Source organism: Nonomuraea sp. NPDC046570, assembly GCF_040645915.1.
Lineage (GTDB): Bacteria > Actinomycetota > Actinomycetes > Streptosporangiales > Streptosporangiaceae > Nonomuraea.
Genome location: NZ_JBEYZF010000011.1, coordinates 234388 through 260991, shown reverse-complemented (window position 1 = coordinate 260991; position 26604 = coordinate 234388). Strand labels below are relative to the sequence as shown.

27 protein-coding genes and 1 pseudogene are annotated in these 26604 nt (G+C 70.1%); 18 read left to right on the top strand and 10 right to left on the bottom strand.

Features of this window, described 5'->3' with window-relative positions:
- Positions 1-365: pseudogene (locus ABZ911_RS20315) on the bottom strand (IS5/IS1182 family transposase); the annotation flags it as partial.
- Positions 366-489: 124 nt separating this feature from the next.
- Between ABZ911_RS20315 and ABZ911_RS20310 the strand changes: the two are divergent.
- Complete coding sequence (locus ABZ911_RS20310; protein WP_358057594.1) at positions 490-1254, top strand: transposase family protein; 765 nt, start codon at positions 490-492, stop codon at positions 1252-1254.
- 617 nt (positions 1255-1871) lie between these two features.
- Here the strand turns inward: ABZ911_RS20310 and ABZ911_RS20305 are convergent.
- Positions 1872-2192 carry a GYD domain-containing protein gene (locus ABZ911_RS20305; protein WP_358057591.1) on the bottom strand — a complete coding sequence of 107 codons (321 nt, stop codon included), beginning with the start codon at positions 2190-2192 and terminating at the stop codon, positions 1872-1874.
- Positions 2193-2520: 328 nt separating this feature from the next.
- Here ABZ911_RS20305 and ABZ911_RS20300 point away from each other — a divergent pair, with 328 nt between their 5' ends.
- Positions 2521-2904 (top strand): hypothetical protein, encoded by a 384-nt coding sequence (locus tag ABZ911_RS20300; RefSeq protein ID WP_358057588.1) that lies wholly within the window; start codon positions 2521-2523, stop codon positions 2902-2904.
- Positions 2905-3281: 377 nt separating this feature from the next.
- On the opposite strand, the gene ABZ911_RS20295 is transcribed toward ABZ911_RS20300, so the two are convergent.
- Positions 3282-3569: a hypothetical protein gene (locus tag ABZ911_RS20295; RefSeq protein WP_358057585.1), complete on the bottom strand. Its 288-nt coding sequence runs from the start codon at positions 3567-3569 to the stop codon at positions 3282-3284.
- 298 nt (positions 3570-3867) lie between these two features.
- Between ABZ911_RS20295 and ABZ911_RS20290 the strand changes: the two genes are divergently transcribed.
- The 5 genes from ABZ911_RS20290 to ABZ911_RS20270 all read left to right on the top strand — a co-directional run bounded on the left by ABZ911_RS20290 (position 3868) and on the right by ABZ911_RS20270 (position 7977).
- Positions 3868-4005: a hypothetical protein gene (locus ABZ911_RS20290; protein ID WP_358057582.1), complete on the top strand. Its 138-nt coding sequence runs from the start codon at positions 3868-3870 to the stop codon at positions 4003-4005.
- A gap of 236 nt (positions 4006-4241) precedes the next feature.
- On the top strand, positions 4242-4358 hold the full coding sequence (locus tag ABZ911_RS20285; RefSeq protein ID WP_358057611.1) for a BBE domain-containing protein: 117 nt from the start codon (positions 4242-4244) through the stop codon (positions 4356-4358).
- A 117-nt stretch (positions 4359-4475) separates the two neighbouring features.
- Positions 4476-6680: a germacradienol/geosmin synthase gene (locus ABZ911_RS20280; protein WP_358057579.1), complete on the top strand. Its 2205-nt coding sequence runs from the start codon at positions 4476-4478 to the stop codon at positions 6678-6680.
- Positions 6681-7102: 422 nt separating this feature from the next.
- Positions 7103-7285, top strand: a complete 183-nt coding sequence (locus ABZ911_RS20275) for a hypothetical protein (RefSeq protein ID WP_358057576.1) — start codon at positions 7103-7105, stop codon at positions 7283-7285.
- 95 nt (positions 7286-7380) lie between these two features.
- Positions 7381-7977 carry a DUF4872 domain-containing protein gene (locus ABZ911_RS20270; RefSeq protein WP_358057573.1) on the top strand — a complete coding sequence of 199 codons (597 nt, stop codon included), beginning with the start codon at positions 7381-7383 and terminating at the stop codon, positions 7975-7977.
- On the opposite strand, the gene ABZ911_RS20265 is transcribed toward ABZ911_RS20270, so the two are convergent.
- Positions 7941-8717 carry an IclR family transcriptional regulator gene (locus ABZ911_RS20265; RefSeq protein ID WP_358057570.1) on the bottom strand — a complete coding sequence of 259 codons (777 nt, stop codon included), beginning with the start codon at positions 8715-8717 and terminating at the stop codon, positions 7941-7943. The genes ABZ911_RS20270 and ABZ911_RS20265 overlap by 37 nt on opposite strands.
- A 71-nt stretch (positions 8718-8788) precedes the next feature.
- Here ABZ911_RS20265 and ABZ911_RS20260 point away from each other — a divergent pair, with 71 nt between their 5' ends.
- Entirely contained in the window at positions 8789-9943 is a 1155-nt protein-coding gene (locus tag ABZ911_RS20260; protein ID WP_358057567.1) for a 4-hydroxybenzoate 3-monooxygenase, read from the top strand.
- A 35-nt stretch (positions 9944-9978) separates the two neighbouring features.
- Here the strand turns inward: ABZ911_RS20260 and ABZ911_RS20255 are convergent, their stop codons facing one another.
- Positions 9979-10506 carry a carboxymuconolactone decarboxylase family protein gene (locus tag ABZ911_RS20255; RefSeq protein ID WP_358057564.1) on the bottom strand — a complete coding sequence of 176 codons (528 nt, stop codon included), beginning with the start codon at positions 10504-10506 and terminating at the stop codon, positions 9979-9981.
- Between the two features lie 255 nt (positions 10507-10761).
- Here ABZ911_RS20255 and ABZ911_RS20250 point away from each other — a divergent pair, with 255 nt between their 5' ends.
- Positions 10762-11508, top strand: coding sequence for a hypothetical protein (locus tag ABZ911_RS20250; RefSeq protein WP_358057561.1), 747 nt, complete (start codon positions 10762-10764; stop codon positions 11506-11508).
- Positions 11501-12178: a class F sortase gene (locus tag ABZ911_RS20245; protein ID WP_358057558.1), complete on the top strand. Its 678-nt coding sequence runs from the start codon at positions 11501-11503 to the stop codon at positions 12176-12178. The genes ABZ911_RS20250 and ABZ911_RS20245 overlap by 8 nt, the downstream gene beginning before the upstream one ends.
- On the opposite strand, the gene ABZ911_RS20240 is transcribed toward ABZ911_RS20245, so the two are convergent.
- Positions 12141-13130 (bottom strand): ADP-ribosylglycohydrolase family protein, encoded by a 990-nt coding sequence (locus tag ABZ911_RS20240; protein ID WP_358057555.1) that lies wholly within the window; start codon positions 13128-13130, stop codon positions 12141-12143. The genes ABZ911_RS20245 and ABZ911_RS20240 overlap by 38 nt on opposite strands.
- A gap of 90 nt (positions 13131-13220) precedes the next feature.
- On the opposite strand from ABZ911_RS20240, the gene ABZ911_RS20235 reads away from it, so the two are divergent.
- Positions 13221-15143, top strand: a complete 1923-nt coding sequence (locus ABZ911_RS20235; RefSeq protein WP_358057552.1) for a Xaa-Pro dipeptidyl-peptidase — start codon at positions 13221-13223, stop codon at positions 15141-15143.
- A 43-nt stretch (positions 15144-15186) separates the two neighbouring features.
- Here ABZ911_RS20235 and ABZ911_RS20230 read toward each other — a convergent pair whose 3' ends face one another.
- Together ABZ911_RS20230 and ABZ911_RS20225 are read right to left on the bottom strand one after the other, a co-directional pair.
- Complete coding sequence (locus ABZ911_RS20230) at positions 15187-15546, bottom strand: hypothetical protein (RefSeq protein ID WP_358057549.1); 360 nt, start codon at positions 15544-15546, stop codon at positions 15187-15189.
- Between the two features lie 165 nt (positions 15547-15711).
- A complete protein-coding gene (locus ABZ911_RS20225) occupies positions 15712-16530 on the bottom strand; it encodes a DUF4253 domain-containing protein (RefSeq protein WP_358057546.1) in 819 nt (272 codons plus the stop codon).
- A 142-nt stretch (positions 16531-16672) separates the two neighbouring features.
- On the opposite strand from ABZ911_RS20225, the gene ABZ911_RS20220 reads away from it, so the two are divergent.
- From ABZ911_RS20220 to hrpA, 4 genes are all read left to right on the top strand, one after another.
- The gene (locus tag ABZ911_RS20220; protein WP_358057543.1) at positions 16673-18184 is read left to right on the top strand and encodes a carboxylesterase family protein; all 1512 of its coding nucleotides are present in this window, start codon (positions 16673-16675) and stop codon (positions 18182-18184) included.
- Positions 18185-18194: 10 nt separating this feature from the next.
- Positions 18195-18791: an HAD-IA family hydrolase gene (locus ABZ911_RS20215; protein ID WP_358057540.1), complete on the top strand. Its 597-nt coding sequence runs from the start codon at positions 18195-18197 to the stop codon at positions 18789-18791.
- Positions 18792-18852: 61 nt separating this feature from the next.
- On the top strand, positions 18853-19572 hold the full coding sequence (gene ppgK, locus ABZ911_RS20210; RefSeq protein ID WP_358057537.1) for a polyphosphate--glucose phosphotransferase: 720 nt from the start codon (positions 18853-18855) through the stop codon (positions 19570-19572).
- A 140-nt stretch (positions 19573-19712) separates the two neighbouring features.
- Positions 19713-23585, top strand: coding sequence for an ATP-dependent RNA helicase HrpA (hrpA, locus tag ABZ911_RS20205; protein WP_358057534.1), 3873 nt, complete (start codon positions 19713-19715; stop codon positions 23583-23585).
- Here hrpA and ABZ911_RS20200 read toward each other — a convergent pair.
- Both ABZ911_RS20200 and ABZ911_RS20195 read right to left on the bottom strand, forming a co-directional pair.
- Positions 23575-24195: a TetR family transcriptional regulator gene (locus ABZ911_RS20200; RefSeq protein WP_358057531.1), complete on the bottom strand. Its 621-nt coding sequence runs from the start codon at positions 24193-24195 to the stop codon at positions 23575-23577. The genes hrpA and ABZ911_RS20200 overlap by 11 nt on opposite strands.
- 2 nt (positions 24196-24197) lie before the next feature.
- Entirely contained in the window at positions 24198-25070 is an 873-nt protein-coding gene (locus ABZ911_RS20195; protein WP_358057528.1) for an enoyl-CoA hydratase/isomerase family protein, read from the bottom strand.
- Between the two features lie 60 nt (positions 25071-25130).
- Between ABZ911_RS20195 and ABZ911_RS20190 the strand changes: the two genes are divergently transcribed.
- From ABZ911_RS20190 to ABZ911_RS20180, 3 genes are read left to right on the top strand one after another with little or no spacing between them, the layout of a single operon-like run.
- The gene (locus ABZ911_RS20190) at positions 25131-25724 is read left to right on the top strand and encodes a DedA family protein (RefSeq protein ID WP_358057525.1); all 594 of its coding nucleotides are present in this window, start codon (positions 25131-25133) and stop codon (positions 25722-25724) included.
- A 46-nt stretch (positions 25725-25770) separates the two neighbouring features.
- On the top strand, positions 25771-25983 hold the full coding sequence (locus ABZ911_RS20185) for a DUF5360 family protein (protein ID WP_358057522.1): 213 nt from the start codon (positions 25771-25773) through the stop codon (positions 25981-25983).
- Entirely contained in the window at positions 25944-26594 is a 651-nt protein-coding gene (locus ABZ911_RS20180; RefSeq protein ID WP_358057519.1) for an HAD family hydrolase, read from the top strand. The genes ABZ911_RS20185 and ABZ911_RS20180 overlap by 40 nt, the downstream gene beginning before the upstream one ends.
- Positions 26595-26604: the final 10 nt, after the last annotated feature.

Here is a 26604-nt window from a genome sequence, read left to right as displayed (position 1 = left end):
GAGTACCAGACGTCGATGGGCTCGCCCTTGACGCTGAGGGTCTGCTCGGCGCATCGGTCGATGGGGACCAGCGTGCCGTCCAAGATCACATAGGGGAGTTCGTCGGCTTGTGCGCGGTCGAGGGCTTCGGGCAGGTCCGGTGCTTGAGCTGCCAGGACCTTGATGCCCTCGTGGATGTAGCGGTAGGCGGTGGCCCGGGAGACGCGGTGGTCGCGGCCGAGTTTGGGAATGTCGCGCTCGCCGCGGAACCAGCCAAGCACCATGACCGCCTGGCGGAACGGGGTCAGGGCCCGGCTGTCTTTCGGAGTGCCGCGTAGTCGGCGTTCTTCCTGCAGGAGTCGGGCGACGTAGTGAGCCTTTTCCATCCCTGGCGGCGGATGGCTGGGTCACAGCATGATCGCGGGTCTGGCTTTCCCCTCATGACGTAGCAGAGCTCCTGGTAGACGGGTTGATCACCACAACCATCACCGTCACCACCAGGAGCTCTGGGTGCTGTTCTATCGCGCTGCGGTCGATTTGTCGCGTTCAACGCTGAACTACGTGGCCGGCCTCATCCGCCGCCACCGCAAGACGATCAAGTCGCCATGGCGGCGCCTCAACCCTGGACAGCAGGCCCTGCTCGTGCTCGTCCACCTGCGCAAAGGCGAGACTCTGACAGAGATCGCCGCAGGCTTCGGCATCGGGGTGGCCACCGCCTGGCGCTACATCCGCGAGGCCATCGCCCTGCTCGCCCACCGTTCACCCCGCCTGGACCAGGCGTTACGGGCCGCCAAACGCGCCGGCTACCCCTACCTGGTGCTGGACGGCACCCTCATCCCGATCGACCGGGTGGCCGCCGATCGCCCCTTCTGCTCCGGCAAGCACAAGCAGCACGGCATGAACATCCAGGTCCTGGCCACTCCCGATGGCACCCCGCTGTGGACCTCCGGCTCCCTGCCAGGCTCCGTACACGACCTGAAGGCCGCCCGGATCTGGGGCATCCCGCGCCGCTTGAAGGCCGCAGGCCTGATCACTCTGGCCGACAAGGGCTACGTCGGCGCCGGTGAGCACGTGCGCGTGCCCTACAAAGGCCGCGACAAGCCAACCTCACAGAAGAGCGCCAACTCCGCCCACGCCAAGCTCCGCAGCCCCGGTGAACGCGCCAACGCGCAGTTGAAGACCTGGCGCATCCTGCGCAAACTCCGCTGCTGCCCACTCCTGACAGGGCAACTCGTCAAAGCCATCCTCGTCCTCCAACTCCGCGAATCGAGATGAAAAACGTTCACTGGTTCGATATCAGTACCGCCCACCTGCAGAGACCCCAGTGTTCGGAAACGGGATTGGGACGATCTTCGGAAATGAGATTCCTGTGAAGCGTCAGAAAGCTCATCTAGAAGCGGCATCGGAGAGCGCCCGCCCGCGATTTTCGCTCGCTCCTTGAAAGCGTCCTCGCTCAACCGTTGGAGACCGTCAACGATCTGCTTCACCATCGCGGGCGAGATGTGGGAGTACGTGCCAACAATGTCCGGCAGCTCATACCCCAGCCGCTCCTCCGACGCCACAAGTCCCTCACCTGGCACCGCCGCAGGCTACGAACGGCGCACCTGTGCCGGCCATAAGGCCTCCGCCAGATCGGCGAGGACGGGATGAGCAGAGTGTCCCTTCGCGTCCGGGTGCCGGCCGGCCGCGTCGTGGCACTTGAGGTTGTCGCTCCCATCCTCGCCGTCCAGGTACGACGAGAGCCCACGCTATGGAGGTCGCCGCCGTGATCGAGGCGCACCGGTGCTCGACCGAACGCAGGTTCTGCGCGTCCTGCGTGCGCCAGTCCGATTCCGCACGCCCTCCGGTATCGCGTGAGGCTGGGCGCGACCATGACTCTCGCTGAGGTGCTGTCATGTACCGGGGGCTCGGTAGTCCACCTCCTGTCGCGCGGCCTCGTCGACCTCCTCCGGAGTCAGCAGGACAACCGTCTTGGTTCGTGCTCCTCCGGCTGCCGACACGGTGAGGCCCACAGCGGCCGAGGCCACGTTGTTCGGCATGTCGACGATGACGTAGACGTCGCTGTCGCCGAACGCGAAGTACATCTGCTCGACCCGGCCGCCGACGCTCTCGGTCATGCGCTGCACGGCCTGGCGTCGTGAGGTGCCTCCGTCTCGTAGCACCCCCTTGATGCCGTTCGTGGAATAGTTCGCCTGAATGAGGTATTTGGGCATGGTTGAACTCCTTCGCGTACCGCCGCTCCCTCGGGAACGGCTATGAATGCGATCACGTGGATGGAGTTCTCAGGTTCGGGTGAGGATAATCTCGGCCGGTGCACTGATTTGTGTCTGGAGGTCCGCACGGAGATCGACGACACCTGCAGCAGGGAGTGGCTGACGGCGGTACTGACACGTTGGTACGCCGTTGGACGACCGCACCGGCTTTCGGAAGCTGCTCCCCCCAGGAGACCCGCCGTGACCACTCTCTCGCGCCGCCGTTCGCAGCCTCTTGGACGTTCACGCGCCGGTCCTGCGTGACCACCACTTCAAGGAGGAGTCGCCCATGAGGCTGGAACATCACCCGGACCTGCCTCAGCTCACGCGTGAGGAGGTCGAAGTCCTGTTCGTCTGGGACTACTACGACGGCCCGCTCTCCGGAGCATTGCAGTGGCGGGGCCGCCGTTTCTGGTTCGCGGCCGTCCTGTCGGACTCATGGCCGGCCGACCAGCCCGAGGTGTTCCAGGTCCACGATCTGGCGGACGAGCAGTGGCGCCGAATCGACGACCTGAACGACCTGTTCCAGAAGCACGTGGCGTCGTCGAACGAAAGCCGCGACCCGAGCCTCTACTACGACGACCCGAGAGTTCAGGCTTGGCAGGACCCGGCAGGTGAGATGGTGGCGACCCTACGCCTGTACGGCGAGGCGCCAGCCGTGCCCGAGTTGTGAGTCTCCTCGACTTCGACGAGCCCGCCATCCGCGCCTACGTGTTGCGCCGTAAGGAACACCCTTGTGCATCCATGCTCCAAGCGACCCCGGGGGCTGGGCCACGGTGATCGCCTTCGCCATTCTGACGGCCGGGCTTCTCTCGGATACGGTCGTATGAGATCTACAAGGCCCGCAACTTGGCCTGAGGAAGGCTCGGGAACTCCGGCAGGCCCATATGGGCCTACCTGGACCAGGATAGAAGGAAGCCCGCGAATGGCCTCATCTGCCTGAGTGCAAGGAAAGCGGGAGAGCTAGATCCTACCGGCGCCCATACGGGCTGACCGGTTCCGTGAGGTGTGAGAAGGAAGCCCTCCCATGGCCTTGCGCCGCCCACGGTATCAGGCCGGAATGAGCTCGTGCAGGGTGGCAAGCGGGTAGACCCGAGCCCTCTCCGGGAGGTCAGTGGGAGCCTCCAGCCCGATGTAGGTCGTCTCCTCAGCGGAGGACGACTTGGCCCGCAGCAGGCTGGAGAGGTGGAGGTGCAGCCACTTCGCCAACCAGGCGACGTCGTCGCCGCGCGGGGAGACGAGAGGCAACGCGATGCGCCCGGAGCTGCGAAGGTCGGACTTCGTCCCGAAGGTGTGCGGCTCGAACGGCCTGCCCCCCTGCGCGACGTCCCTGGTCATGTATCAGAAGCCTGTGCGACGTCCCTGGTCATGCAGCAGAAGAACGCCTTGGCCGCCTCGTCGAACCGTTCGCCTTGCGTAGCGGAAGGCGTACAGCGAGCTGACGAAGGTGAGGGCGAGCCGGTGAAGACCTACCGGCGTGGGGAGTGCGGCATGCGGGGCGCGACGATGTGAGGTCGCGCCGGGCCTGAATCGGTAGCGAAAGTGTCGGTCGGGTAGGGGAGACTCATTTCCATCATGGTGATCTCCCCTCCAGTCCCGTTCTCTGCCGTGCGCTCGCCTTTGGGGCGACATCCTGGTGTTCTACACGGGCATCGAGCCGCGTCTGTCCCGCGAGCAGGCGCTCGCATTCGCTGACCAGCTTCGCGAGCTTGCGACCGAATCGCCGCGTGTCGACCTGACCGAAACGCTGACCAGGCTGTACCAAATGGATTGATAGTCGCCAGGCCCTCGAACGCCTCAGGCTTTGAGGGCTTTCGCATGTTCGGAGGTGTTCCGGCCTGCGGTGCGAGACGGGACCTGTGCGATTCCGGACACCAGATCGCGAACTCCACGAGAGCCGCGCACCGCCCAACGGCCTACTGGACACCCCGGGCGCATCATGGAGAAGCCGTCCGAAGCGGGTACCCGGCTCCACCTTCGGGTGGTGTGCTGTAGCGGCCCAGCACGTCCCTGCCGGACTGGGGGCGCGCCTACTACGGCGCCAACCTGCCCAGACTCAGCCGCACCAAGACCGCCTACGACCCGGACGGGGTGTTCCGGTTCCCCCAGTCTCTGCCTGGCGGGTGAGGGGGCTCGGCGCAGGGGCGCTCGCGAAGCGGTCTCGGAGGGATTGCGTCCCCCTACTCCAGGTGCCAGAGTCATCACTTATAGTGACGGAGTCGGTCCACGAGAGTAGGCACCCCCATGCAGGCTTTCACGCTGCCCGAGTTCTACCTGACGTATCCCGCCCGGCTCAACCCCCACCTGGAGAGCACCCGCGCCCACAGCATGGACTGGGCCAAGCGGATGGGCATGCTCGACACGCCCACTCCCGCCGGTGGCCTGGTCTGGGACGAGGAGGCGCTGGCCAGGATGGACTACGCGCTCATGTGCGCCTACACCCATCCCGACTGCGACGGCCCCACCCTCGACCTGATCACCGACTGGTATGTGTGGGTGTTCTTCTTCGACGACGACTTCCTGGAGCAGTTCAAGTACTCCCGCGACCTCGCGGGCGCCCAGGCGTACCTGGACCGGCTGGAGTTGTTCATGACCTACGACGGCCAGGAGCCGCCGGAGGTGACCAACCCGGCCGAGGCGGGGCTGAAGGACCTGTGGGAGCGCACCGTGCCGTCGATGTCGCAGGACTGGCGGCGGCGCTTCATCACCAGCACGCACAACCTGATGGTCGAGTCGATGTGGGAGCTGGACAACATCGACAGGGGGCGGATCGCCAACCCCATCGAGTACATCCAGATGCGCCGCCGGGTCGGCGGCGCCCCCTGGTCGGCCAACCTGGTGGAGTACGCCGCGGGCGCGGAGATCCCCGACGCGATCGCCGCCACCAGGCCCATGCGGGTGCTGTCGGACACCTTCTCCGACGCCGTGCACCTGCGCAACGACCTGTTCTCCTACCAGCGCGAGGTCCGCGAGGAGGGCGAGAACTCCAACGCCGTGCTGGTCTTCGAGCACTTCTTCGACTGCTCGACGCAGGAGGCGGCCGAGCTCGTCAACGAGGTGCTCACCTCCCGGATGCAGCAGTTCGAGGACACCGCGCTGGTCGAGGTGCCGGCGCTGCTGGCCGAGTACGCCGCCGGGCCGCAGGAGGCGGCGGCGGTCGCCGCCTACGTCAAGGGCCTGCAGGACTGGCAGTCGGGCGGCCAGGAGTGGCACGCCCGCTCCAGCAGGTACATGAACGAGGGCGCGGTCGCCGACCCGTTCGCCGGGCCGACGGGCCTGGGCACCGAGGGTGTCAGGCAGGTGCTGTCGTCGCTGCGCCAGGGCGTGGAGGCCAGGGCCAGGCGGCACTCGAACACACTGTTCGCCCCGGTCGGGCACCTGCCGATCCCCGACCTGTACATGCCCTACGCCTACCGGACCAGCCCCCACCTCGACGCCTCGCGCCGCTGGGGGCTGGACTGGGCAGGGCGGATGGGCTTCTTCGACGTGGTGCCGGGCCTGCAGACGGGCGCGCTGTGGGACGAGCGGCGCTTCAAGGGCTTCGACTTCGCGCACTGCGCGGCGATGATCCACGCCGACGCCGAGCGGGACCAGCTCAACCTCTCCTCCGACTGGCTGGCCTGGGGCACCTACGCCGACGACTACTTCCCGGCCGTGTTCGGGACCACCCGCGGCCTGGCGGCGGCCAAGCTCTGCAACGACCGGTTGCCCGCGTTCATGCCGCTGGACGGCGAGCCCGTCCCCGTGCCGGTCAACCAGATCGAGCGGGGGCTGGCCGACCTGTGGCAGCGTACGGCGGGGCCGATGTCGCCGGAGGCCAGGCGGCAGTTCCGCGCCACCGTCGAGGACATGACCTCGAGCTGGCTCTGGGAGCTGAACAACCAGGCGCAGAACCGCATCCCCGACCCGGTCGACTACATCGAGATGCGGCGCAAGACGTTCGGCTCGGACATGACGATGGCGCTGGCCAGGCTCGCGCATTCCGACGAGGTGCCCGAGGAGATCTACCAGACCCGCGTGCTGCGCGAACTCGACACCGCCGCCCAGGACTACGCCTGCTTCACCAACGACCTGTTCTCCTACCAGAAGGAGATCGAGTACGAGGGCGAGGTGCACAACCTGGTCCTCGTCGTGGAGAACTTCCTCGGCATCGACCGGATGCGGGCCCGCGACGTGGTGGCCGACCTGATGGCCGAGCGGATGCGGCAGTTCGAGCATCTCGCCGACCACGACCTGCCCGCGATGCTGGACGCGTCCGACCTGGAGCAGGCGACCCGCGACCTGCTCCTCCGCCACGCCGAGGACCTCAAGGACTGGATGTCGGGCATCCTGGAGTGGCACGCCAAGTGCGCCCGCTACACCGACGCCGAGCTGCGGCGCACCCGCAGCGCCGCGTTCTCGTTCCTGCCCACCGGTCTCGGCACCTCCGCGGTGCGGCTGATGCGGTAGGCGAAGGCGGCCCCGGTCACCGCGATGGTCGCCGGGCTGGGTGGGGGGATCGGGTTCATCGGTGACTCCCGAGGAGACCCCGGGCTTCGGCCCTGGGGAGGAATCGGGAGCGCGGGAGGGCCGTCAAGGCCCGAGCGGTGCGGTGACCATTTCTGTTCCGCGTCACGGTGGCCACTTCCTTGGTATCGTTCGTGTGTTCGGATGGGCTGGTGACAACCAGGCTGGCCTGTTCGGACCTACCGCCGGGCTGGCGGGATGTGAAGCCTGTGGAGGCCACGTGAGACCGGTCGCCCGCCTTCGGGTGTGCGTGGGCAGTCGCCCGTGAAGCAGGAAGATCCGACCCGTGAGGGCTGGAATCCCCTGGGTTTGTTCGTGGGGAGGATGTCAAGTATGCGGTCTTCGACTACGGCAAGTTCCCCACGATGACCGTCGTCGCGCAGCATCATCCTGAGCCGTTCGTTCCCGCCGCGCTGGAGCGGGCCGGTGTGCCGTACGAGATCAGGCGGACCGGGAGCGCGCGGGTGGCCGAGCGGAACCTGCGGGAGGTCGCCGGGCGGGCGGGCGGCGCTGTGCCTGGTCGACCGGTTCCGGCTGCCGTGGCATGAGGGCATGCCGTTCGGGGACGCCTACGAGATCGCGGTGACCGGGGTCGAGGGGGGAGCTCGTCCTCGTCGACGACGAGGGCCCGCGGCCGGAGCAGGTGGCGCTGGAGGTGCTGATGGCGGCCTGGGGCGGGCATCGCAAGGGGCGGCATCGGCTGATCGCCGTGACCGGGCGGCCGGACGACCTCGACCTGCCCGCGGCGATCCGGGACGCCGTCACCACCACCTACCGGCACCTCACCGGGCCGGTGCTCGGGCACGCCTTCGACGTCAACTTCGGGCTGTCGGGCATGCGCAAGCTGGCCGCGCAGCTCGGCGATCCGAGGAAGGGGTGGCGGGCCAGGTTCGCGACGCCGGAGAAGCTGGTCTCGGCGTTGACGCGGCTGCGCCTGTGCCTGGAGGAGGAGTACGGGGCGCCGGGGGCGATGCGGCCGCTGTACGCCGGATTCCTCGACGAGGCGGCGCCTCTGGTGTCGCCGGGCCTCGCTGAGGCCGCCGGACTGTACCGGGAGGCGGGCGGGTGCTGGTCGGCGATGGCCGCCGCGGCCGACTCGATGGCCGAGGACGTCGTGCGCGGTGATCCGCTGGACGGACTGGACGAGCTGGCGTCGCTCGCGGCCCGTGCCGTCGCGGTGGAGGAGCGGGCCGCGGAGGCCCTTCAGCGGTCGGGGGCCGTGCGGGCCAGCGTCGACTGATAGGTGTGCGCGATCCGGCCGGTGACGGCCAGCAGCGGGTCGACCAGCTTGGGCAGCTCGCGGGCCCGGCGCGAGGACACGACGATGCCCACCGCAGCCACCGGCCGGCGGCCCACCAGGACGGGCGCCGCCGCCGAGCAGGAGCCGAGCGTCATCTCCTCGTGCGTCACCGCGTAGCCGCGCTCGCGCACGTGCCGCAGCTCGCGGGCCAGGCGGCCGGGCTCGGTGATCGTGTGCGCGGTGGGCCGCTCCAGGGTGCGCGCCAGGTACGAGGCCACGAACCAGTCCGCCTCGAACGCCAGCAGCGCCTTGCCCACCCCGGTGGGATGCATGGGGAGCCGGCCGCCCGCGCGGGCGACGATGGGCACCGCGCGCCTGCCGTACACCCGGTCGACGTACAAGACCTCGAGGCCGTCGCGGACGGCCAGGTGGACGTGCTCGCCCGTGGCGGTGAACAGCTCCTGCAGCCACGGATGCGCGACCTCGTGCAGCAGGCCGGGCGCGAGCTGGCCGAGCTCCCACAGCCGCAGGCCGACGTGGAACCGGCCGTCGGCGGTACGGCTGAGCGCGTGCCACTCCTCCAGCTCGGCCACCAGCCGGTGCGCCGTGCTCAGCGCCACGCCGCTGCGCCGCGCGATCTCGGTCAGCGTCAGCCGCGGATGGTCGGCGTCGAAGGCGCCGAGGATGGCCAGGACGCGGGAGGTCACCGTGCGACCCGGCTCGCGGGCGCCGCCGGACATTCGCCTCACCTCTTCCGCTGAGCGGAAGCACAGGCTACACCTTGTGTCGCGTCTGCCCGGATGCTCGCCCCATGCGTACTCAGGTCGGGATCATCGGGGCGGGGCCCGCGGGACTGCTGCTGTCCCATCTGCTGCACCTGCGCGGCATCGAGTCGGTCGTGCTGGAGCTGCGCTCCCGCGAACACGTCGAGCGCCGCGTCAGAGCCGGAGTCCTGGAGCAGGGCACCGTCGACACCCTCGTCGCGTCCGGCGTCGGCGACCGGCTGCTCCGCGAGGGGCTCGTGCACCAGGGCATCGAGCTCAGGTACGGCGGCGCGGGCCACCGCATCGCCTTCGACCGGCTCGTGCCCGGCCGCTCCGTCACCGTGTACGGCCAGCAGGAGGTGGTCAAGGACCTGATCGCGGCCAGGCTCGCCGTCGGCGGGGACGTCAGGTTCGAGGTGCGGGACGTGGCGTTGCACGGCCTCGACACCGCCTCCCCGTCCATCACCTTCGAGGGCGGGCGGCTGGACTGCGACGTCATCGCGGGCTGCGACGGCTTTCACGGGGTGTCCCGGCCGTCCGTCCCCGCCGGGGCGCTCACCGAGTTCTCGCGCGACTACCCCTTCGCCTGGCTCGGCGTCCTCGCCCAGGTCAAACCGTCGGCCTCGGAGCTCATCTACGCCCGCACGGAACGCGGGTTCGCGCTGCACAGCATGCGATCGCCCGAGATCAGCCGCTTCTACCTGCAGGTTCCCGCGGGCGAACCGCTGGAGTCCTGGCCGGACGAGCGCGTCTGGGCCGAGCTGAAGACCCGCCTGGAGACCGTGCCCGGGTTCACGCTGGCCACCGGGGAGATCCTGGAGAAGTCGGTGACGCCCATGCGGAGCTTCGTGGTGGAGCCCATGCGGTACGGCCGGTTGTTCCTGGCGGGGGACGCCGCGCACATCGTCCCGCCCACCGGGGCGAAGGGAATGAACCTGGCCGTCTCGGACGTGCGGGTGCTGACCGAGGCCCTGGCCGCGTTCTTCGGCGAAGGAGAGACCGGGCTGCTGGACGGCTACTCGGACGCCTGCCTGCGCCGGGTGTGGCGGGCCCAGCACTTCTCGTGGTGGATGACGACGCTGCTGCACACCTTCGAGTCCGACGACGCGTACGGCACGCGGCTGCAGACCTCCCACCTGGACTACGTGACCTCCTCCGAGGCGGCGGCCACCACCTTGGCGGAGAACTACGTGGGGATGTGAGGCGGGCGCCCGGCCGTCGGCCGGGCGCCCACGCGTCAGGAGTCGTGCTGGTCCGGCTCCAGGCCCGCGACGAGGTTGAAGGCGCCGGTCATGATGTTGATCGCGACGACTCCGACCACGTCGGCGATCTCGCGGTCGCCGTACCCGTGCCGCCGCAGCGCGGCCACCTGCTCGCTGGTGATGGTCGCGGGCGAGGTGTACACCCGCAGCCCGAACTCCACCATCGCGGCGACGGCCGGGTCCGCCGATGTGCCCTTCCTGGCCAGCGCGATCTCCTCCTCGCTCACCCCGAGGGACCTGGCGGACCGCTCGTGCGCCCCGAGGCAGAGCGCGCACCCCTGGACCTCCTGGACGGCCAGCGAGATCCGTTCGCTGACGCGGCGGTCGAGCTTGGCGCGCTTCATCGCCTTGTTCAGGCCGAGGTATCCGCCGAGCACGGCGGGCGAGTGCGCCATCGTGCTGAGCATCCTGCTCGCCGAGCCGTGCCGTTCCACGATGTCGGCGAGCATGTCCTTCGCGGCCCCCGTGGCGGTGTCGGGGGTGAGAGCCTCAAAACGGGTCATGATCGCATGAACCAGATACCACCCAGGGGTATTCCCGGCACGATGCATATCCGGGACAGGTCGGCCAGATCACGAAAAATCACTTGAGGTCGCCGGTGGTTCTTGACTGCGCCCTGTCCCAACCAAGGTGCGGAGGAAAACCCAACAAAACTGGTCATCAAAGCCCCTGGTGAGGACTTTGCCCTTGGTGGGCGGGCGTCGATGGCGGGAACGGGTAGGAAGCCGCCAGAGGTAGATCCTTTCCTGGGGGGGACGATGGCGTTTCGGGCGCGGATGGGCGTGGCGGTGGGGATGGCCGGTCTTGTGCTGGCCTGTACGGCGGGCTCGGCCTCGGCGAGCCGGGGCGACGACGTCAGCATCTCCCCCTACAGGGCCGAGCCGGGCGACCCCCTGATCGTGGAGGCCTTCGGCTGCGAGGGCGCGGGATCGGCCTTCGCCGAGTCGGACGGCTTCGACACGGACGTCGAACTGGAGGAGGAGGGCGAGGGCTTCTGGGTCAGCGACGAGGCCGAGGTGGCACCGTACGCCGACCCCGGCCGCTACGTCGTGGAAGTGAGCTGCGAGGACTACGACGACTGCTGCGACGGCGGCAACGGATGCCGGGGCGGCGGCGACGGGTGCGGTGACGGGTGCCGAGGTGGCGGTGACGGGTGCGGTGACGGGTGCCGGGGCGGCAGCAATGGATGCGGTCACGGCGGGTTCGGGTGCCGGGATGGCGATGACGGGTGCGGCGACGGCGGGTTCGCTGACGGCGGGTTCGCTGACGGCGGGTTCGGCGATGGTGGCAGGCGCTCGGTCGGATTCTTCATGGTTGTCGACGGTTTCGGCCCCGACACCGGCGGCGGCGGCCTCGCCCTGACCGCGAACCGGAAGCAGGCCGTCCAGCGGGAGGAGCCCGCGCAGAGCGCCGGTGGCCAGGTCGGCTGGCTGGTGGGCGGGGGCGCGGTGCTCGCGGGCGCCGCGCTGGTGGTGGCCAGGCGCCGGGCGCGGATGCGTGGCTGAGCGGCGTCGTGCGCTGGCGGCCGTCCTGCTCCTGCCGGTCGTCGCGCTCACCGGCTGCAAGGCGGTATCCGGAGCGAGGGCGGAGTACGCGGTCAAGCCGGGCGTGGTGGTGCCCGCCCAGGTCAAGGACAACGGTTGGCCTGACCCGCAGTCCGGCGAACCGGGCGAGGCCGACCCGCTCGGCGTGGTGATCCCGCGCGCGGGCGTGAACGCCCCCGTCGTCGAGATCGACGGCGGCGCGGGCGGCAAGCTGTCCGCGCCGCCGCTGTCCGACGCCAACCTGGCCGGCTGGGACCGGCGGGGGCCCACGCCGGGCGAGCCGGGCGCGGCCGTCCTCGTCGGCCACCTGGACACCAGGACCGGCCCGGCGGTGTTCGCCAGCCTCAGCAAGCTGAAGAAGGGCGACACGGTCGCGGTGGTGCGCGAGGACGGCAGGGTCGTGGTGTTCAGAACCACCGCCGTCCAGGAGGTCGGCAAGGACGCCTTCCCGGTGCGCAAGGTCTTCGGCACCACGGGCGGCCCGGCGATCAGGCTGGTGACCTGCGGCGGCCACTACGACCCGGCCCGCCACAGCTACCAGGACAACCTGATCGTGTACGGCGACTACGCGGCCTGGTACCGCCTGTCCGACTTCACGCGTACCGCGCCAGCTCGTCGGCCAGCCGGATGATGGTCTCCCGGCCCTCCAGCTCGCGCACCCACGTCCGCGGCAGCCCCGCCTCGCCGTGCACCAGGCCGAGGATGTTGCCGCACACCGCCCCCGTCGAGTCGCTGTCGCCGGAGTGGTTGACCGCCAGCAGCAGCGCCGCCTCGAACGACGGCTCGGCCAGCGCGCAGTACACGCCGATGGCCAGCGCCTCCTCGGCTACCCACGCGCCGCCCATCGACTCGATGAGCTCGGGGGTGGGGGCGGGGCCGCCCGGCCCGGCCAGCTCCACGGCCCGCCGCAGCGCCTCGGCGGTCTCCTCGTGCCCCTGGTAGGTGGCCAGCAGTTCGCGAGCCTGCTGGACGGCGACCGCGACCGGATCCCCGTCGGCCAGGTACCGGATGATCGCGGCGAAGGCCCCCGCCGCCAGGTACCCGGTCGGGTGCCCGTGGGTGATCTGCGCGCACGCGGCGGCCAGGTCGAAGGCCGCCTTCGGATCGGCCACGGCCAGCCCGAACGGCGCCGACCGCATCACCGTCCCACACCCCTTGGAGCCGGGGTTGACCGGGCCGGGCTGCCCGCCGGCGGCCGGGCCGGGGAAGTCCCTGCGCAGCCCCGACAGGCAGGTGTTGCCGGGCGCCCGCCTGGAGTAGAGCCAGCTCTCGTGCCGCAGGGTGCCGGTGCGGTGCGGCAGGTCGGCGGGCGGGGGAGCGGTGTGCTCCTGGGTGTCGAGCCAGCGCAGGTAGGCCTGCCGTACCGGCTCGGGGTCGAGGCCGTGGAGCAGGCCCTCGACGGTGAACAGCGTCATCTGCGTGTCGTCGGTGATCAGGCCCAGCCGGCCGCGCCAGTCGTGGATGTACCCCTCCACGCCGGTGGGACCGTGGTGCATGCGGATCTCCCGCATCGACTGGAACTCGATCGGCGCGCCCAGGGCGTCACCGATAGCGCCACCGAGCAGACAGCCACGGAATGTCATGATTCGCACCATAGGGCGGAACTACCTTGTCATTGCACGATCAATCATGGATATTGCGCATGTTTCCCCTGATTTTCTGGAGGACATGCGGTGCCAAAGTTACGAGCAGCCTTCATCGCCTTAGCCGTCGTCGCGACGGGCGCCACCCCCGCCATGGCGGCGGCCCCGCCGGGCGTCAAGATCGAGCAGGGCCGTACCCAGCCGGTCTTCTCCTACGCCGACGCCGTCCGCGAGCACGTCTACGTCGAGTCGAGTGTGGACAGCGACGCCGACGGCAGCCTTGACCGGGTTCGCGTGGACATCATCAGGCCCAAGGAGTCGGGGCCGGGATTCAAGGTCCCGGTGATCATCGATGAGAGCCCCTACTACGACAACTCCGGCAGAGGAAACGAAGCCGAGCGCAAGGTCTACGACGCCGCGGGCAATGTGGAGAGGTTCCCGCTCTACTACGACAACTTCTTCGTCCCGCGCGGCTACGGCGTGCTGCACGTGGACATGGTGGGCACCACCAAGTCCGACGGCTGCCCCGACACCGGCGGCCGGGCCGACGTGCTCGGCGGCAAGGCGGTCATCGACTGGCTGAACGGCCGGGCCAGGGCCTTCGGCCCCGACGGCAACCGCGTCGCGGCGACCTGGACCACCGGCAAGGCCGCGATGATCGGCAAGTCCTATGACGGCTCGCTCGCCAACGGCGTCGCCGCCACCGGCGTGGACGGGCTGAAGACGATCGTGCCGATCTCCGCGATCAGCTCGTGGTACCAGTACCAGCGCTCCAACGGCGTCGTCTACAACTACGACTACTCCTCCTGGCTGGCCAACTACGTCGACACCGACCCCGAGCCCAAGTGCGCGGCGGTGCGGGCGCGGCAGGACGCCGAGGACGGCGACGACACCGGCGACTACAACGCCTTCTGGGCCGAGCGCGACTACGTGGCGGGCTCGCTGGCCAGGGTCTCCAAGGTGAAGGCGGCCGTCTTCGCCGTCCACACCGTCAACGACCTCAACGTCAAGCCCGACACCTGGTCGCGCTGGTGGCAGGCGCTCGCCGACCGCGGCGTGCCGCGCAAGGTGTGGGTCGGGCAGTACCAGCACGTCGACCCGTTCGACTTCGAGGGCCGGCGCGACCTGTGGGTGGACACCCTGCACCGCTGGTTCGACCACTGGCTGTACGGCGTGCAGAACGGCATCATGCGCGAGCCGCGCGCCGACGTGCAGATCGGCCCCGACCGCTGGATCACCCAGCGGGACTGGCCGGCCCCGCACGCCCTGAAGGTGCCGATGCGCCCGGCCGCCGACGGCTCGCTCGGCCTGGTGCCCGCCGGCCGCGGCAGCACGGCGACCTTCACCGACGTCCGGCAGTCGGAGACGGCGATGGTGGCCGACGTGGGCGTCCCGAAGCCCGGCCGCCTGGCGTACACGACCGGGCCGCTCCCGCTCGACCTGCGGCTGTCCGGCACGCCCGCCGTGGATCTGCGCGTCGCCCTCGACAAGCCCACCTCGAACCTGACGGCGCTGCTCGTCGACTTCGGCGACGACACCCGCGTCGACTGGCGGCGCGGCCAGGGCATCACCACGCTCACCGAGGAGAGCTGCCACGGCGAGAGCACGGCCGCCGACGACGCCTGCTACCGGAAGGTCGTCACGAACGTGGCCACCCGCCCGATGGAGATCGTCGCCCGCGGCTGGATCGATGTGCAGAACCGCGACTCGCTCAGCACCCCCGAGCCGCTGCCCGCGGGCACCTACGGCCGGGTGAAGTGGGACACGCTGCCGCAGGACTACGTCTTCAAGAAGGGCCACCGGATGGCCCTGGTCCTGGCGGGCACCGACTCCACCTACAGCGGTGAGGCGGCCACCGGCGCCAACGTCACCGTCGACCTGGCCAAGAGCAAGATCGTCATCCCGCTCGTCCTGTCCGCCCCGCTGACCGCTAACGACATGGCCACGAGCAGGTCGATGTGGGTCGGCCCGCCGGAGATCGAACTGCCCGAACCCGAGAACGCCTTCTACTAACGGTCCGAGGCCCGGCCGGACCCGTCCGGCCGGGCCCCCGGTCTCAGATGATGCTCCACCGGATGGTCCCCAGGAACGCGGGGTTGGCCGGGTCGAGCACGGTACCGCCGCCCGTGGCGCCCCGCTGCGGGAGGCCGCCCTGCGAGGTGGCGAAGTCGTTGAGACCGACGACCAGTCGCGCCCCGGCCGACGGCCCGTCGAAGACGAACGCGACGTTCTGCCCCGGGCGGCCGTCCCAGTCGAACTCCCCCTGGGCGGACGGCACGAACACCGACGCCCCGCGCCATTCGCCCCGCAACTGCTTGGCGCCGGGCGGCGCCGACCCGATGGTCATGTTGATGAACTGGACGGACTTGGCATCGGCCGCGTCCGTCAGCTGGACGTCGACGTTGTAATCGGCCATGATTTCGTGAGCCCTCTCGTGCGAACGCCTGGAGTCGCCGGCCCAGCCGTGATCTTCAGCACGGCTGAAACCCTTCATGGCGGAATGACCGGTGAACCCCGATCTTTCGCACGCGATGATCGCGAGTCAACGTCCGCGCCCCCGGCGGCCTGGTAAAAGTCCCGGCTAGTCCCACCAGAAGGACCAGTGGTGGCGGCCCCGGATCTGCTCGGCGTAGCCGTACAGGTCGCCGGGGCCCTGGACGATGTTGTCGGGGCAGAACGTCCAGTGTTCGGCGGCCACGTGCACCGCGTGGTCGCGGCCGACCGGCGGCGCGGCCACGCTGAGGTCGAGGGTGTTGAAGCCCATGCCGACCACGCGGGCGCCGAACCGGTCCTCCCAGCTGCGCACCACCGCCGCCAGCGGGACCATCCACTCGTTGTGGTGCAGCGCGCCCTGCCAGCCCATGACCGCCAGCGCGTCGGCGCTCCGGTTGGCCGCGGCCAGGCCCATCGGCATGGCGCGGGCGGCCAGCTCGCCCGCGTACCAGTCGGCCACCTCGCCGGGACCGGCCCGCAGCTCGCCCGGCTCGGCCAGCCCGGGGCAGAGCGCCCCGAACGGCTCGATCTCCGCCAGCGAGTCGGGCGGCATCTGCGCCACCCACTCCGCCCAGACCTCGGCCATGAACCCCGCCGCGGTGAAGCCGTCGACCAGCGCGACCTCGTCCGGCATCACCTGCCCGGTGGACCACGGCTGCGCCGACTCGTCGAGCAGCACCGGCCACAGCCCCGAGCGGTGGTGCTGGGCCCGCAGGGCGGCCCACTCGGCGCCGCTCACCGGCTCGTCGCTCATCCAGAAGGCCGGCCGCTTCGCCTCGGGCCGCCGCGTGTATCCGGGATCGGGCCACACGATGTCGCCTTCCGGCAGCCCGACGGAGAGCGTACGGCCCCGGCCGCCGTCGGCGAACAGCTGGCGGAGGCTCGCCGGCAGCTGGTGATCGTTCATGTCTTCCGTTCCGATCTGGATCCCGTCTCGGAGATGGTAGTGCCGAGCGTCGCGGACGCCCGCAGGCCCGTGACATTTGTCCTGGGCGATCCAGGATCGACGAACCTTCTGACCTGGCCGGGGATTCGACACCGTGGACGGCATGAGAATCCTCCTCGCGACGGCCGTGCTGCTCTCCGGCTGCGCCGCCGCCCCGCCGGCCCGGGACCCGGCGGTCGTGCGGACCGACACCGGAGCCGTACGGGGCGCCGTCACCACCGAGCACCGCCTGTTCCAGGGCATCCGCTACGCCACCGCTGGACGCTGGGCCGCACCACGACCGGTGCGGGCGTGGAGCGGCACCAAAGACGCCACCAAGCCGGGCCACATGTGCCCGCAGGTCGGCTCCCCCTACGCCAAGACCGTCAGCACGACCGAGGACTGCCTGTACCTCAACGTCACCACGCCCAGGGCCGTGGCCGGGAAGCTGCCGGTGATGGTGTGGATCCACGGCGACGGCGCGCTGGGCGCCGGCCACTTCTCCGACGCCCGCGCGCTCGCCTCCCGCGGCGTCGTGGTGGTCACGATCAACTACCGGCTGGGCGTGTTCAGCGGCTTCGGCTACCCCGGCCTGGCGAACTCCGGCACCTACGGCCTGCAGGACCAGCAGGAGGCGCTGCGCTGGGTCAGGCGCAACGCGGCGGCCTTCGGCGGCGACCCGTCGAACGTGACCGCTTTCGGCGTCTCCTACGGGGCGCTGGCGCTCGGCGGCCAGCTCACCTCCCCCGGCGCCAAGGGCCTGTTCCAGCGGGTGGCCATGCAGAGCGGCGAGACCATGATGGACATGGTGGCCGGCAGTCTGTTCCCCAGCCTGCCCGCCTACCCGTCCTTCGCCTGGCGCTCCACCGAGGAGGTGACGGCCCTCGGCCGGACCTACGCCAGGCAGCTCGGCTGCGCCGACCTGGCCTGCCTGCGCGCCCTCCCGGTGCAGCGCATCCTCGCCATCCCGCAGATCATGAACGTCTTCCAGGTGTACGCCTACGGCAACGACGTGCTGCCCGACTCCCCGCCCGAGGCGATCAGGGCGGGCCGCTTCCACCGGATGCCGGTCCTGGCGGGCGCCACCCGCGACGAGCACCGCATCTTCGTCGGGATGAACTACGACGCGGCAGGCAAACCGCTCACCGAACGCCAGTACGGCACGCTGCTCCGCGAGGCCTTCGGCAAGGACGCGCCCCGGGTGAAGCGCCAGTACGCCGCCCACAGGTCGCCCAGCCAGGCGTGGGCCGCCGTGCTCACCGACCGCATGTGGGCGCGCGGCACCCACGAGCAGAACACCCTGCTGGCCGAGCACGCCCCCGTCTACGGCTACGAGTTCGCCGACCGGCGGGCGCCCATGTTCCTGCCGCTGGAGGCCGACTTCGACTGGGGCGCCTACCACGCGGGCGACCTGCCGTACCTGTTCCCCGAGAAGGCGGCCCGCCTCACGCCCGCCCAGCGGGAGCTGGCCGGCCAGATGACCGCGTACTGGACGAACTTCGCCCGCACCGGGTCGCCCAACGGCCCCGGCCTGCCCGCCTGGCCGCAGGTCGCCGAGGGCACCCAGTCGCTCGCGCCCGGTTCGATCAAACCGATCGACTACGCGGCCGAGCACAGGCTCGGCTTCTGGAACTAGCCTGTCGGCTGTGATCAGATTCGACGCGGTTCTGTGCGATTTCGATGGAGTGCTGCGGCACCACGGGCAGGGCGGTCACGAGGCGCTCGAACGGGAGTACGGCCTGCCCGAGGGCACCGTGCTGAAGCTCGCCCTCGCCCCCGAGTACGTGGTTCCCGCCACGCTCGGCCGGATCTCCCAGGAGGAGTGGATGGCGTCCGTGGCCGTCCCGCTGGCCGCGATGGTGGGCGAGGAGCGCGGGCGCCTGCTGGTGGAGGCGTTCCAGTCCGCGCCGCAGCGCGTCGACGAGGAGGTCATGGCCATCCTCGGCAGGCTCCAGGAGAAGGTGCCCGTGGTGCTCGTCACCAACGCCACCACCGCGCTGGAGGACGACCTGGACCGCCTCGGGCTCACGCACTTCGCCGACGACGTGGTCAGCAGCGCCAGAGTGGGGGCGGCCAAGCCCGACCCGCGTATCTACGAGATCGCCGCCGAGCGGGCGGGGGCGGTGCCTGGGCGGTGCGTGTTCATCGACGACCGCCTGGAGAACGTGGAGGCGGCCAGGGCCCTCGGCATGACCGGCGTCCACTACAGCGCCCCCGCCGACCTGGCCCACCTGCTCGCCTGACGCGAGATACGCGGGCGCTCTGTGGCAGGTTTCTTTACTTGATAGCGGGCAGATCGCAGACATGGACGTCTTGGGCATCGATATCGGGGGAACGGGGACCAAGGGGGCGCCGGTCGACGTCAAGGCCGGCAAGCTCGTCCAGGAGCGCCTGCGCCTGCTCACCCCGCAGCCCGCCAAACCCGCCCCCGTCGCGGACGTGGTGGCGCAGATCGTCGAGCACTTCAAGTGGAGCGGGCCCGTCGGCATCACCTTTCCCGGCGTCGTCGTGGACGGGGTCGTCAGGACGGCGGCCAACATGCACCAGGCGTGGATCGGCGTCGACGCGGCCGAATTGTTCGGCGGCGCCCGCGTCGTCAACGACGCCGACGCGGCGGGCCTCGCCGAGATGACGTTCGGCGAGGGCCGGGACAGGAAGGGCGTGGTGCTCATGCTCACGCTCGGCACCGGCATCGGCAGCGCCCTGTTCCTCGACGGCGCGCTCGTCCCCAACACCGAGTTCGGCCACCTGGAACTCCGCGGCAAGGACGCCGAGCAGCGCGCCTCCGAACGGGCCCGCGAGGAGAAGGGCCTGAACTGGGAGAAGTGGTCCCAACGGCTGGAGGAGTACCTCAAGCACGTCGAAATGCTGCTGTCCCCCTCGCTCATCATCATCGGCGGCGGCATCAGCAAGAAGTCCGCCAAGTTCCTGCCGTACATCCACATCGACACCCCCGTGATCCCCGCCGCCCTGCTCAACGACGCGGGCATCATCGGCGCGGCCACCGTGGCCCGGACCCGGTAGCGCCGTCCGCGCCCGCTGACCACGGTCGGCACGCGAGGTGTGTCGTTCCGGCGGGATAATGGGGTGCGGTCAGGGAGGGCGGTCAGGCACGATAAGCCGTTGGCGCCTGTCCTGTGCCGCCTACATATCCTGATAGCAGTATGGGAACGTCCTCCTTGCCTTCATCACTCGCCGCCCTGCAGTCCCGCCTGCCCGAGCTCATGCCCCGCGACCAGCGGAGGCTGGGCCGCCGGCTCGACGGGGCGCGCCGGGTGCGCGGCCGTGACGCCCAGGCCAAGATCGCCGCCGAGATCCTCGCCGACATCGAGCGCGCCGAACAGCGGGTGGTCCGGCGCCGCGAGATCGTCCCCGAGATCACCTACCCCGAGCAACTGCCCGTCTCCCAGCGCAGGGACGACATCCTGGCGGCGATCCGCGACCACCAGGTCGTGATCATCGCGGGCGAGACCGGCTCCGGCAAGACCACCCAGATCCCGAAGATCTGCCTGGAGCTCGGCCGGGGCGTACGCGGCCTGATCGGGCACACCCAGCCGCGCCGGATCGCCGCCCGCACGGTCGCCGAACGCGTGGCCGAGGAACTCGGCACCCAGCTCGGCGAGGTCGTCGGCTACAAGGTCCGCTTCACCGACCAGTCGGGTGACTCCACGCTGGTCAAGCTGATGACCGACGGCATCCTGCTGGCCGAGCTGCAGAACGACCGGCTGCTGGACCAGTACGACACGCTGATCATCGACGAGGCGCACGAGCGCAGCCTCAACATCGACTTCATCCTCGGGTACGTCAAGCAGCTCCTGCCCAAACGCCCCGACCTCAAGGTGATCATCACCTCCGCGACCATCGACCCCGAGCGCTTCTCCCGCCACTTCGGCGACGCGCCGATCGTCGAGGTGTCCGGCCGGACGTACCCGGTGGAGGTTCGCTACCGGCCGCTCGACGAGGACGACGACCAGACGCAGGGCATCGTCGAAGCCTGCAAGGAGCTGGTGCTCGAAGGGCCCGGCGACATCCTGGTGTTCCTGTCCGGCGAGCGGGAGATCCGCGACGCCGCCGACGCGCTCGGCAAGGCCGAGTTCCGCAACACCGAGATCCTGCCGCTCTACGCCCGGCTGTCGGCCCCTGAGCAGCACCGCGTCTTCCAGCGGCACACCGGCCGGCGCATCGTGCTGGCCACCAACGTCGCCGAGACGTCGCTGACCGTGCCCGGCATCAAGTACGTCGTGGACCCCGGCTTCGCCCGCATCTCCCGCTACAGCCACCGCACCAAGGTGCAGCGCCTGCCCATCGAGGCGATCTCGCAGGCCAGCGCCAACCAGCGCAAGGGGCGCTCCGGCCGTACCTCCGACGGCATCTGCGTCAGGCTGTACGAGGAGGAGGACTTCCTCGGCAGGCCCGAGTTCACCGACCCGGAGATCCTGCGCACCAACCTGGCCTCCGTCATCCTGCAGATGACCACGATCGGGCTCGGCGACATCAGCGCCTTCCCGTTCGTCGAGCCGCCAGACCAGCGCCAGGTGCGCGACGGCGTCAACCTGCTGCAGGAGCTCGGCGCCTTCGACCAGGAGGGCAAGCTGACCGGCGTCGGCCGCAAGCTGGCCACGCTGCCGGTCGACCCGCGCCTGGCCCGGATGGTGCTGGAGGCCGACCACAACGGCTGCCTGCGCGAGGTCATGGTGATCGCCGCCGCGCTGTCCATCCAGGACCCGCGCGAGCGGCCCTCGGACAAGCAGCAGGCCGCCGACGAGAAGCACCGCAGGTTCGCCGACAAGGAGTCGGACTTCATCTCCTACCTGAACCTGTGGAACTACCTCCGGGAGAAACAGCAGGAGCTGTCCTCCAGCGCGTTCCGGCGGCTGTGCAAGTCCGAGTTCCTCAATTACCTGCGGGTGCGCGAGTGGCAGGACATCTTCAGCCAGCTCCGCCAGGCGATGGGGGCGCAGCCCAACAGCGAGCCCGCCGAGCCGTACCGCGTGCATGTGTCCCTGCTGGCCGGGATGCTGTCGCACATCGGTGTCAAGGACGTGGTGGAGAAGAAGAACACCGGCGACGGCCGCCGCCCCATCCAGGAGTACATCGGCGCCCGTAACGCCCGCTTCGCCATCTTCCCCGGCTCGGCGCTGGCCAAGAAGCAGCCCGCCTGGGTGATGTCCGCCGAGCTGGTCGAGACCTCCAGGCTGTGGGCCAGGGTCAACGCCAAGATCGAACCCGACTGGGTCGAGCCGCTGGCCCAGCACCTGCTCAAGCGCACCTACTCCGAGCCGCACTGGGAGAAGAACCAGGGCGCGGTGGTCGCGCTGGAGAAGGTCACGCTGTACGGCGTGCCGCTGGTGGTCGGCCGCAAGGTCAACTACGGGCGCATCGACCCGGAGCTGTCCCGCGAGCTGTTCATCAGGCACGCCCTGGTCGAGGGCGACTGGACCACCCACCACAAGTTCCTGCAGGAGAACCGCAAGCTCCTCGAAGAGGTCGAGGAACTGGAGAACCGGGCCCGGCGGCGCGACATCATGGTCGACGACGAGGCCCTGTACGACTTCTACGACGAGCGGGTGCCCGCCGACGTGGTGTCGGCCAGGCACTTCGACGGCTGGTGGAAGAAGGCCAGGCACGAGCGGCCCGACCTGCTGACGTTCTCGCCGGAGATGCTGGTCAACGAGGGCGCCGACGTCAGCGCCCGGGACTATCCGAGCACCTGGCAGCAGCTCGGCCAGCGGATGAAGCTGACCTACCAGTTCGAGCCCGGCACGGAGGCCGACGGCGTCACCGTGCATGTGCCGCTGCAGGTGCTCAACCAGGTCAGCGCCGACGGCTTCGACTGGCAGATCCCCGGCCTGCGCGAGGAACTGGTGACCGCGCTGATCAGGTCGCTGCCCAAGCACGTCCGGCGCAACTTCGTGCCCGCGCCCAACTACGCCAAGCAGGTGCTCGCCGCCGTCAAGCCGGGCGGCGAGCCGCTGCTGGAGGCGGTCGAGCGGGAGCTGCTGCGGCTGACCGGCGTCCGGGTGCCGCGCGACGCCTGGCAGTTCGACCAGCTCCCCGACCACTTGCGGGTCACCTACCGGGTGGTGGACGAGCGCAAGCGGACCATCGCCGAGGACAAGGACCTGACCGCGCTGAAGAAGCGGCTGGCGCCCAAGCTGCGCAGGACGCTGTCGGCGGCGGGCGACGACCTTGAGCGGTCCGGGCTGACCACGTGGAGCTTCGGCACCCTGCCCAAGGTGTTCGAGCAGGGGCGGCTGAAGGGCTACCCCGCCCTCGTCGACGACCGCGACTCGGTCTCCATCAAGATCTTCGAGACGCAGGCGGAGCAGCGCAGGTCCATGTGGCCAGGCACCCGCCGGCTGGCCCTGCTCAACGTGACCAGCCCCGCCAAGTCCCTGCTCGGCGGCCTGTCCAACCAGGCCAAGCTGGCCCTGTCGCGCAGCCCGCACGGCGGCGCGGTGGCGCTGTTCGACGACGTGGTGGCCGCGGCGGCCGACAAGCTGATCGCCGACGTGGGCGGCCCCGCCTGGGACCCGGTCGGCTTCGACCGGCTCTACCAGCACGTACGGGCCGACCTGTACGACACCTCGGCCGCCGTCCTGGACAAGGTGGAGCAGATCCTCACCGGCTGGCACGCGGTCGGCACCCGCCTGGACGCCCTGCCCTCCAGCGCCTCCACCGAGGACGTGCGCGACCAGCTCGGCAAGCTCGTCTATCCCGGCTTCGTGACCGCGACCGGCTCCAGGCGCCTGGCCGACCTGTCCCGCTACATCCGGGCCATCGAGCGGCGGCTCACCAAGCTGCCCGAGGAGCCGTGGCGGGACGTGGAGTGGATGGACCGGGTGCACAAGGTCGAGGACGACTACCTCGATGCGCTGGAGCGGCTGCCGCCGGCGCGGCGCGGCGATCCGGAGGTACGGGAGATCCGCTGGATGATCGAGGAGCTGCGGGTGAGCTTCTTCGCCCAGACCCTCGGCACCCCGACCCCGGTCTCGGAGAAGCGCATCACCAAGGCCCTGGAGAAGCTCATCCCCTGAGCGTCCCGAGGCGGGCCAGCCCCTCGTCCAGCAGCCGCCGGTGGCGTTGCACGAACCCTTCGGACAGGTCGTTCGCGGCGGCGTTCCAGGCGGCGATGGCGACCCCGATGACCGCGCCCGACACGGTGAGCACGAAGACGTCCCCGGCCGGGCGGCCGAGGCGCAGCGCGAGGGTCTCGGTCAGCAGGGGCAGCGCGGCGGCGAGGTGGCCGGGCACCCGCGCCCGCAGGTCGGGCACCCGGCGCAGCAACTCCTCGCGCTCCCGGTAGAGCGCCTGCTGTTCCGGGGTGGCGTCGCCGGCGAGCGTGGTGATCGCCGCGCGCAACGCCTCGATGAGGCCGGTCTCGTCGAGGCGTTGCGGGAGGGCGTCGATCACCATGAGGTCGGCGATGTCATGCAGGACGACGTCGGCCTTGGAGGGGAAGTAGCGGAAGAAGGTGGCCCGGGAGACCTCGGCGGCCTCGGCGATCTCGTCGATCGTGGTGGCCTCGTAGCCGTTCTCGGTGAACAGGCGCATCGCCTCGCGCTGGATCGAGGCCCGCGCTCTGGCCTTCTTGCGTTCCCGCAGCGACATCTGGCCGGTGTCGCCGGTCGGCCGTCGTCTCGCCACCACTACTCCTCGCTGGTCGGGCCCTCCTGCGGGCCACGGAATCGCCCGGCCATCTGCCGCAGCTTGTCGAGCTGCCCTGCCTCCCCGATGGCCATGCCCCAGAGCTGGTGGGCGGCATGGAAACCGAGGTCGTCGACGAGAGCGCGCTTCCACGGCCGTCCGGCGATCGCGTGCGTGAGCCGCCGTGAGGCGCGTGGCCGCGCCATCATCATCTCAGCGATCTCCCAGGCCCGGGGCAGCAGGTTCTCGCGGGGCTGCACCTCGTTGACCAGTCCGAGCCGGAGCGCGGTGGGCCCGTCGATCGGCTCGCCGGTGTACATGTAGTACGAGGCGCGCTTGGTGCCGATGGTGTGCTGCAGGGTCAGCCCCATCCCGTCGCCCGGCACGCCGCCGCCCATGAAGTGCGGGTCGAAGAAGTCGGCGTCCTCCACGCACAGGGTGATGTCGCAGGCGGTGGCGAACTCGCAGTGCGTTCCCGGGCCGTTGACCGCGGCGATCGTCGGGATGTCGACGCCGAACACGATGTTCTCCAGCAGCTTGAGCATGTCGCCGTACATCTTGAGCTGGCTGTCGGTGCTCCACTCGGGGAACGGGGTGTGCCACAGCTCGGCCGGGTCGCCGGTGTGCCAGCGGTCTCCGGTGCCGGTGATGATCAGGACCTCGTTCTCCGGGTCGTTGCCGATCTCGGCCCACGCCTGGTGCCAGGCGTTGTGGCCGACCCAGCTGTGCCTGAACGGCCCGCCGTCGGTGTGCATCCGCAGCTCGATGATCCCGTCCCGGCGGGTCATCACGAAGAACTCCTCGTACTTCCTGGAGTACTCCTCGAACGTGCTCGGGCGCACGCGGCCGTCCCAGGCGGACAGTTTCTCGGACATGGGCCACTTCCTTTCGTGATACTAGTCTCAAACAAGATTAGTATCACTTTTGGGGGAACCGTGACCGACACTCTGCTCGACCTGGCCCGCGGCGTGATGGGCTCTCCGTGGCTCTACCTGGTGCTGCTCCTCTGCGCCGCGCTGGACGGGGTCCTGCCCTTCCTGCCCAGCGAGGCCATGCTGCTGGTCAGCGGGGCGTTCGCCGCCACCGGACATCCCGACGTCGTCCTGGTCGCCCTGACGGCGTCCGCCGGAGCCTTCGCCGGCGACCACCTCTGCTACCTGATCGGGCGGCGCCTCGGCCCGCCCGTCCTGGGCCGCCTGCGCCCCGGCACGAAGCGCCACGGCGCCGCCCAGCGCCTGTCCGCCCTCCTCGAACGGCGGGGCGGGGTCATCGTGCTCGCCGGGCGGTTCGTCCCCGGGATGCGCTCCGTCACCACGCTGACCGCCGGGGCGACCGCGTTCCCGCGGCGCGCCTTCACGGCCTTCGACGCGGCCGGCGCGCTGCTCTGGGGCGTCTCGGGAGCGCTGCTCGGCTACTTCACGGGCACCGCCTTCCAGGATTCGCCGGTGAAGGGCCTCCTCGTGGCGCTTGCCCTGGCCGCGGTCGTGATCGCGGTCGGCGAACTGGCCGGGCGAGTACGGCGTAACTGAACCGGTCAGCTGGGCGCCATGCAGGGCTCGGCCTGCTGCCGCTCGCGTGGGCGTTCGCGGACTACGCCAACCCGCTGATGGCTCCCTGCGCGGCGACTTCACCCTCGCCTGGTGGATCCCCAACCTGTACCTGCTGCTCTTCCCCGTCCCAGCGGTCGGGCGGCTGATCGGCGGCCATAAGGTTGACTGGAGTACAAGCACCGCGAGAGGAAGTTTTCTGTGGTCAGGGCACTGGTGTTCGACGTCGGCGAAACGCTGATCGACGAGACGCGCATCTGGTCCAGGTGGGCCGACCGGCTGGGCGTCTCGCGCTTCGCGTTCATGGGCCTGCTCGGCGGGATGGCCGCGCTGGATCGCCCACACCAGGACGCCTTCGAGCTCCTGCGCCCCGGCGTCGACATGTGGGCCGAGATCGACAGGTGGCGCGAAGAGGACCCCGCGAGCCTGCGCGAGAACTTCGCCGAGGACGACCTCTACCCCGACGTCCGCGCGGCGCTGGCCGGGCTGCGCGAGGGCGGCTACGAGGTGGTCATCGCGGGCAACCAGCCGGTCCAGGCGTACGACGCGCTGGTCGCGATGGACCTGCCCGCGGACTCGATCCACACCTCCGACGGCTGGGGCCTGGCCAAGCCGGCGCCCGAGTTCTTCGCCAAGGTGGCGGCCGTGGTCGGCCGCGAGCCCGCCGAGATCCTGTACGTCGGCGACCGGCTGGACAACGACGTCCTCCCGGCGTCCCGGGCCGGGATGCGCACCGCGCTGATCCGCCGGGGACCGTGGGGATACCTGCACGCGGACCGCCCGGAGGCGGCGACCGCCGACCTGATCATCGACGACCTCCACGCCTTGCTGCCCGCTCTGCCCGGCCTCTGACGAACCGGCG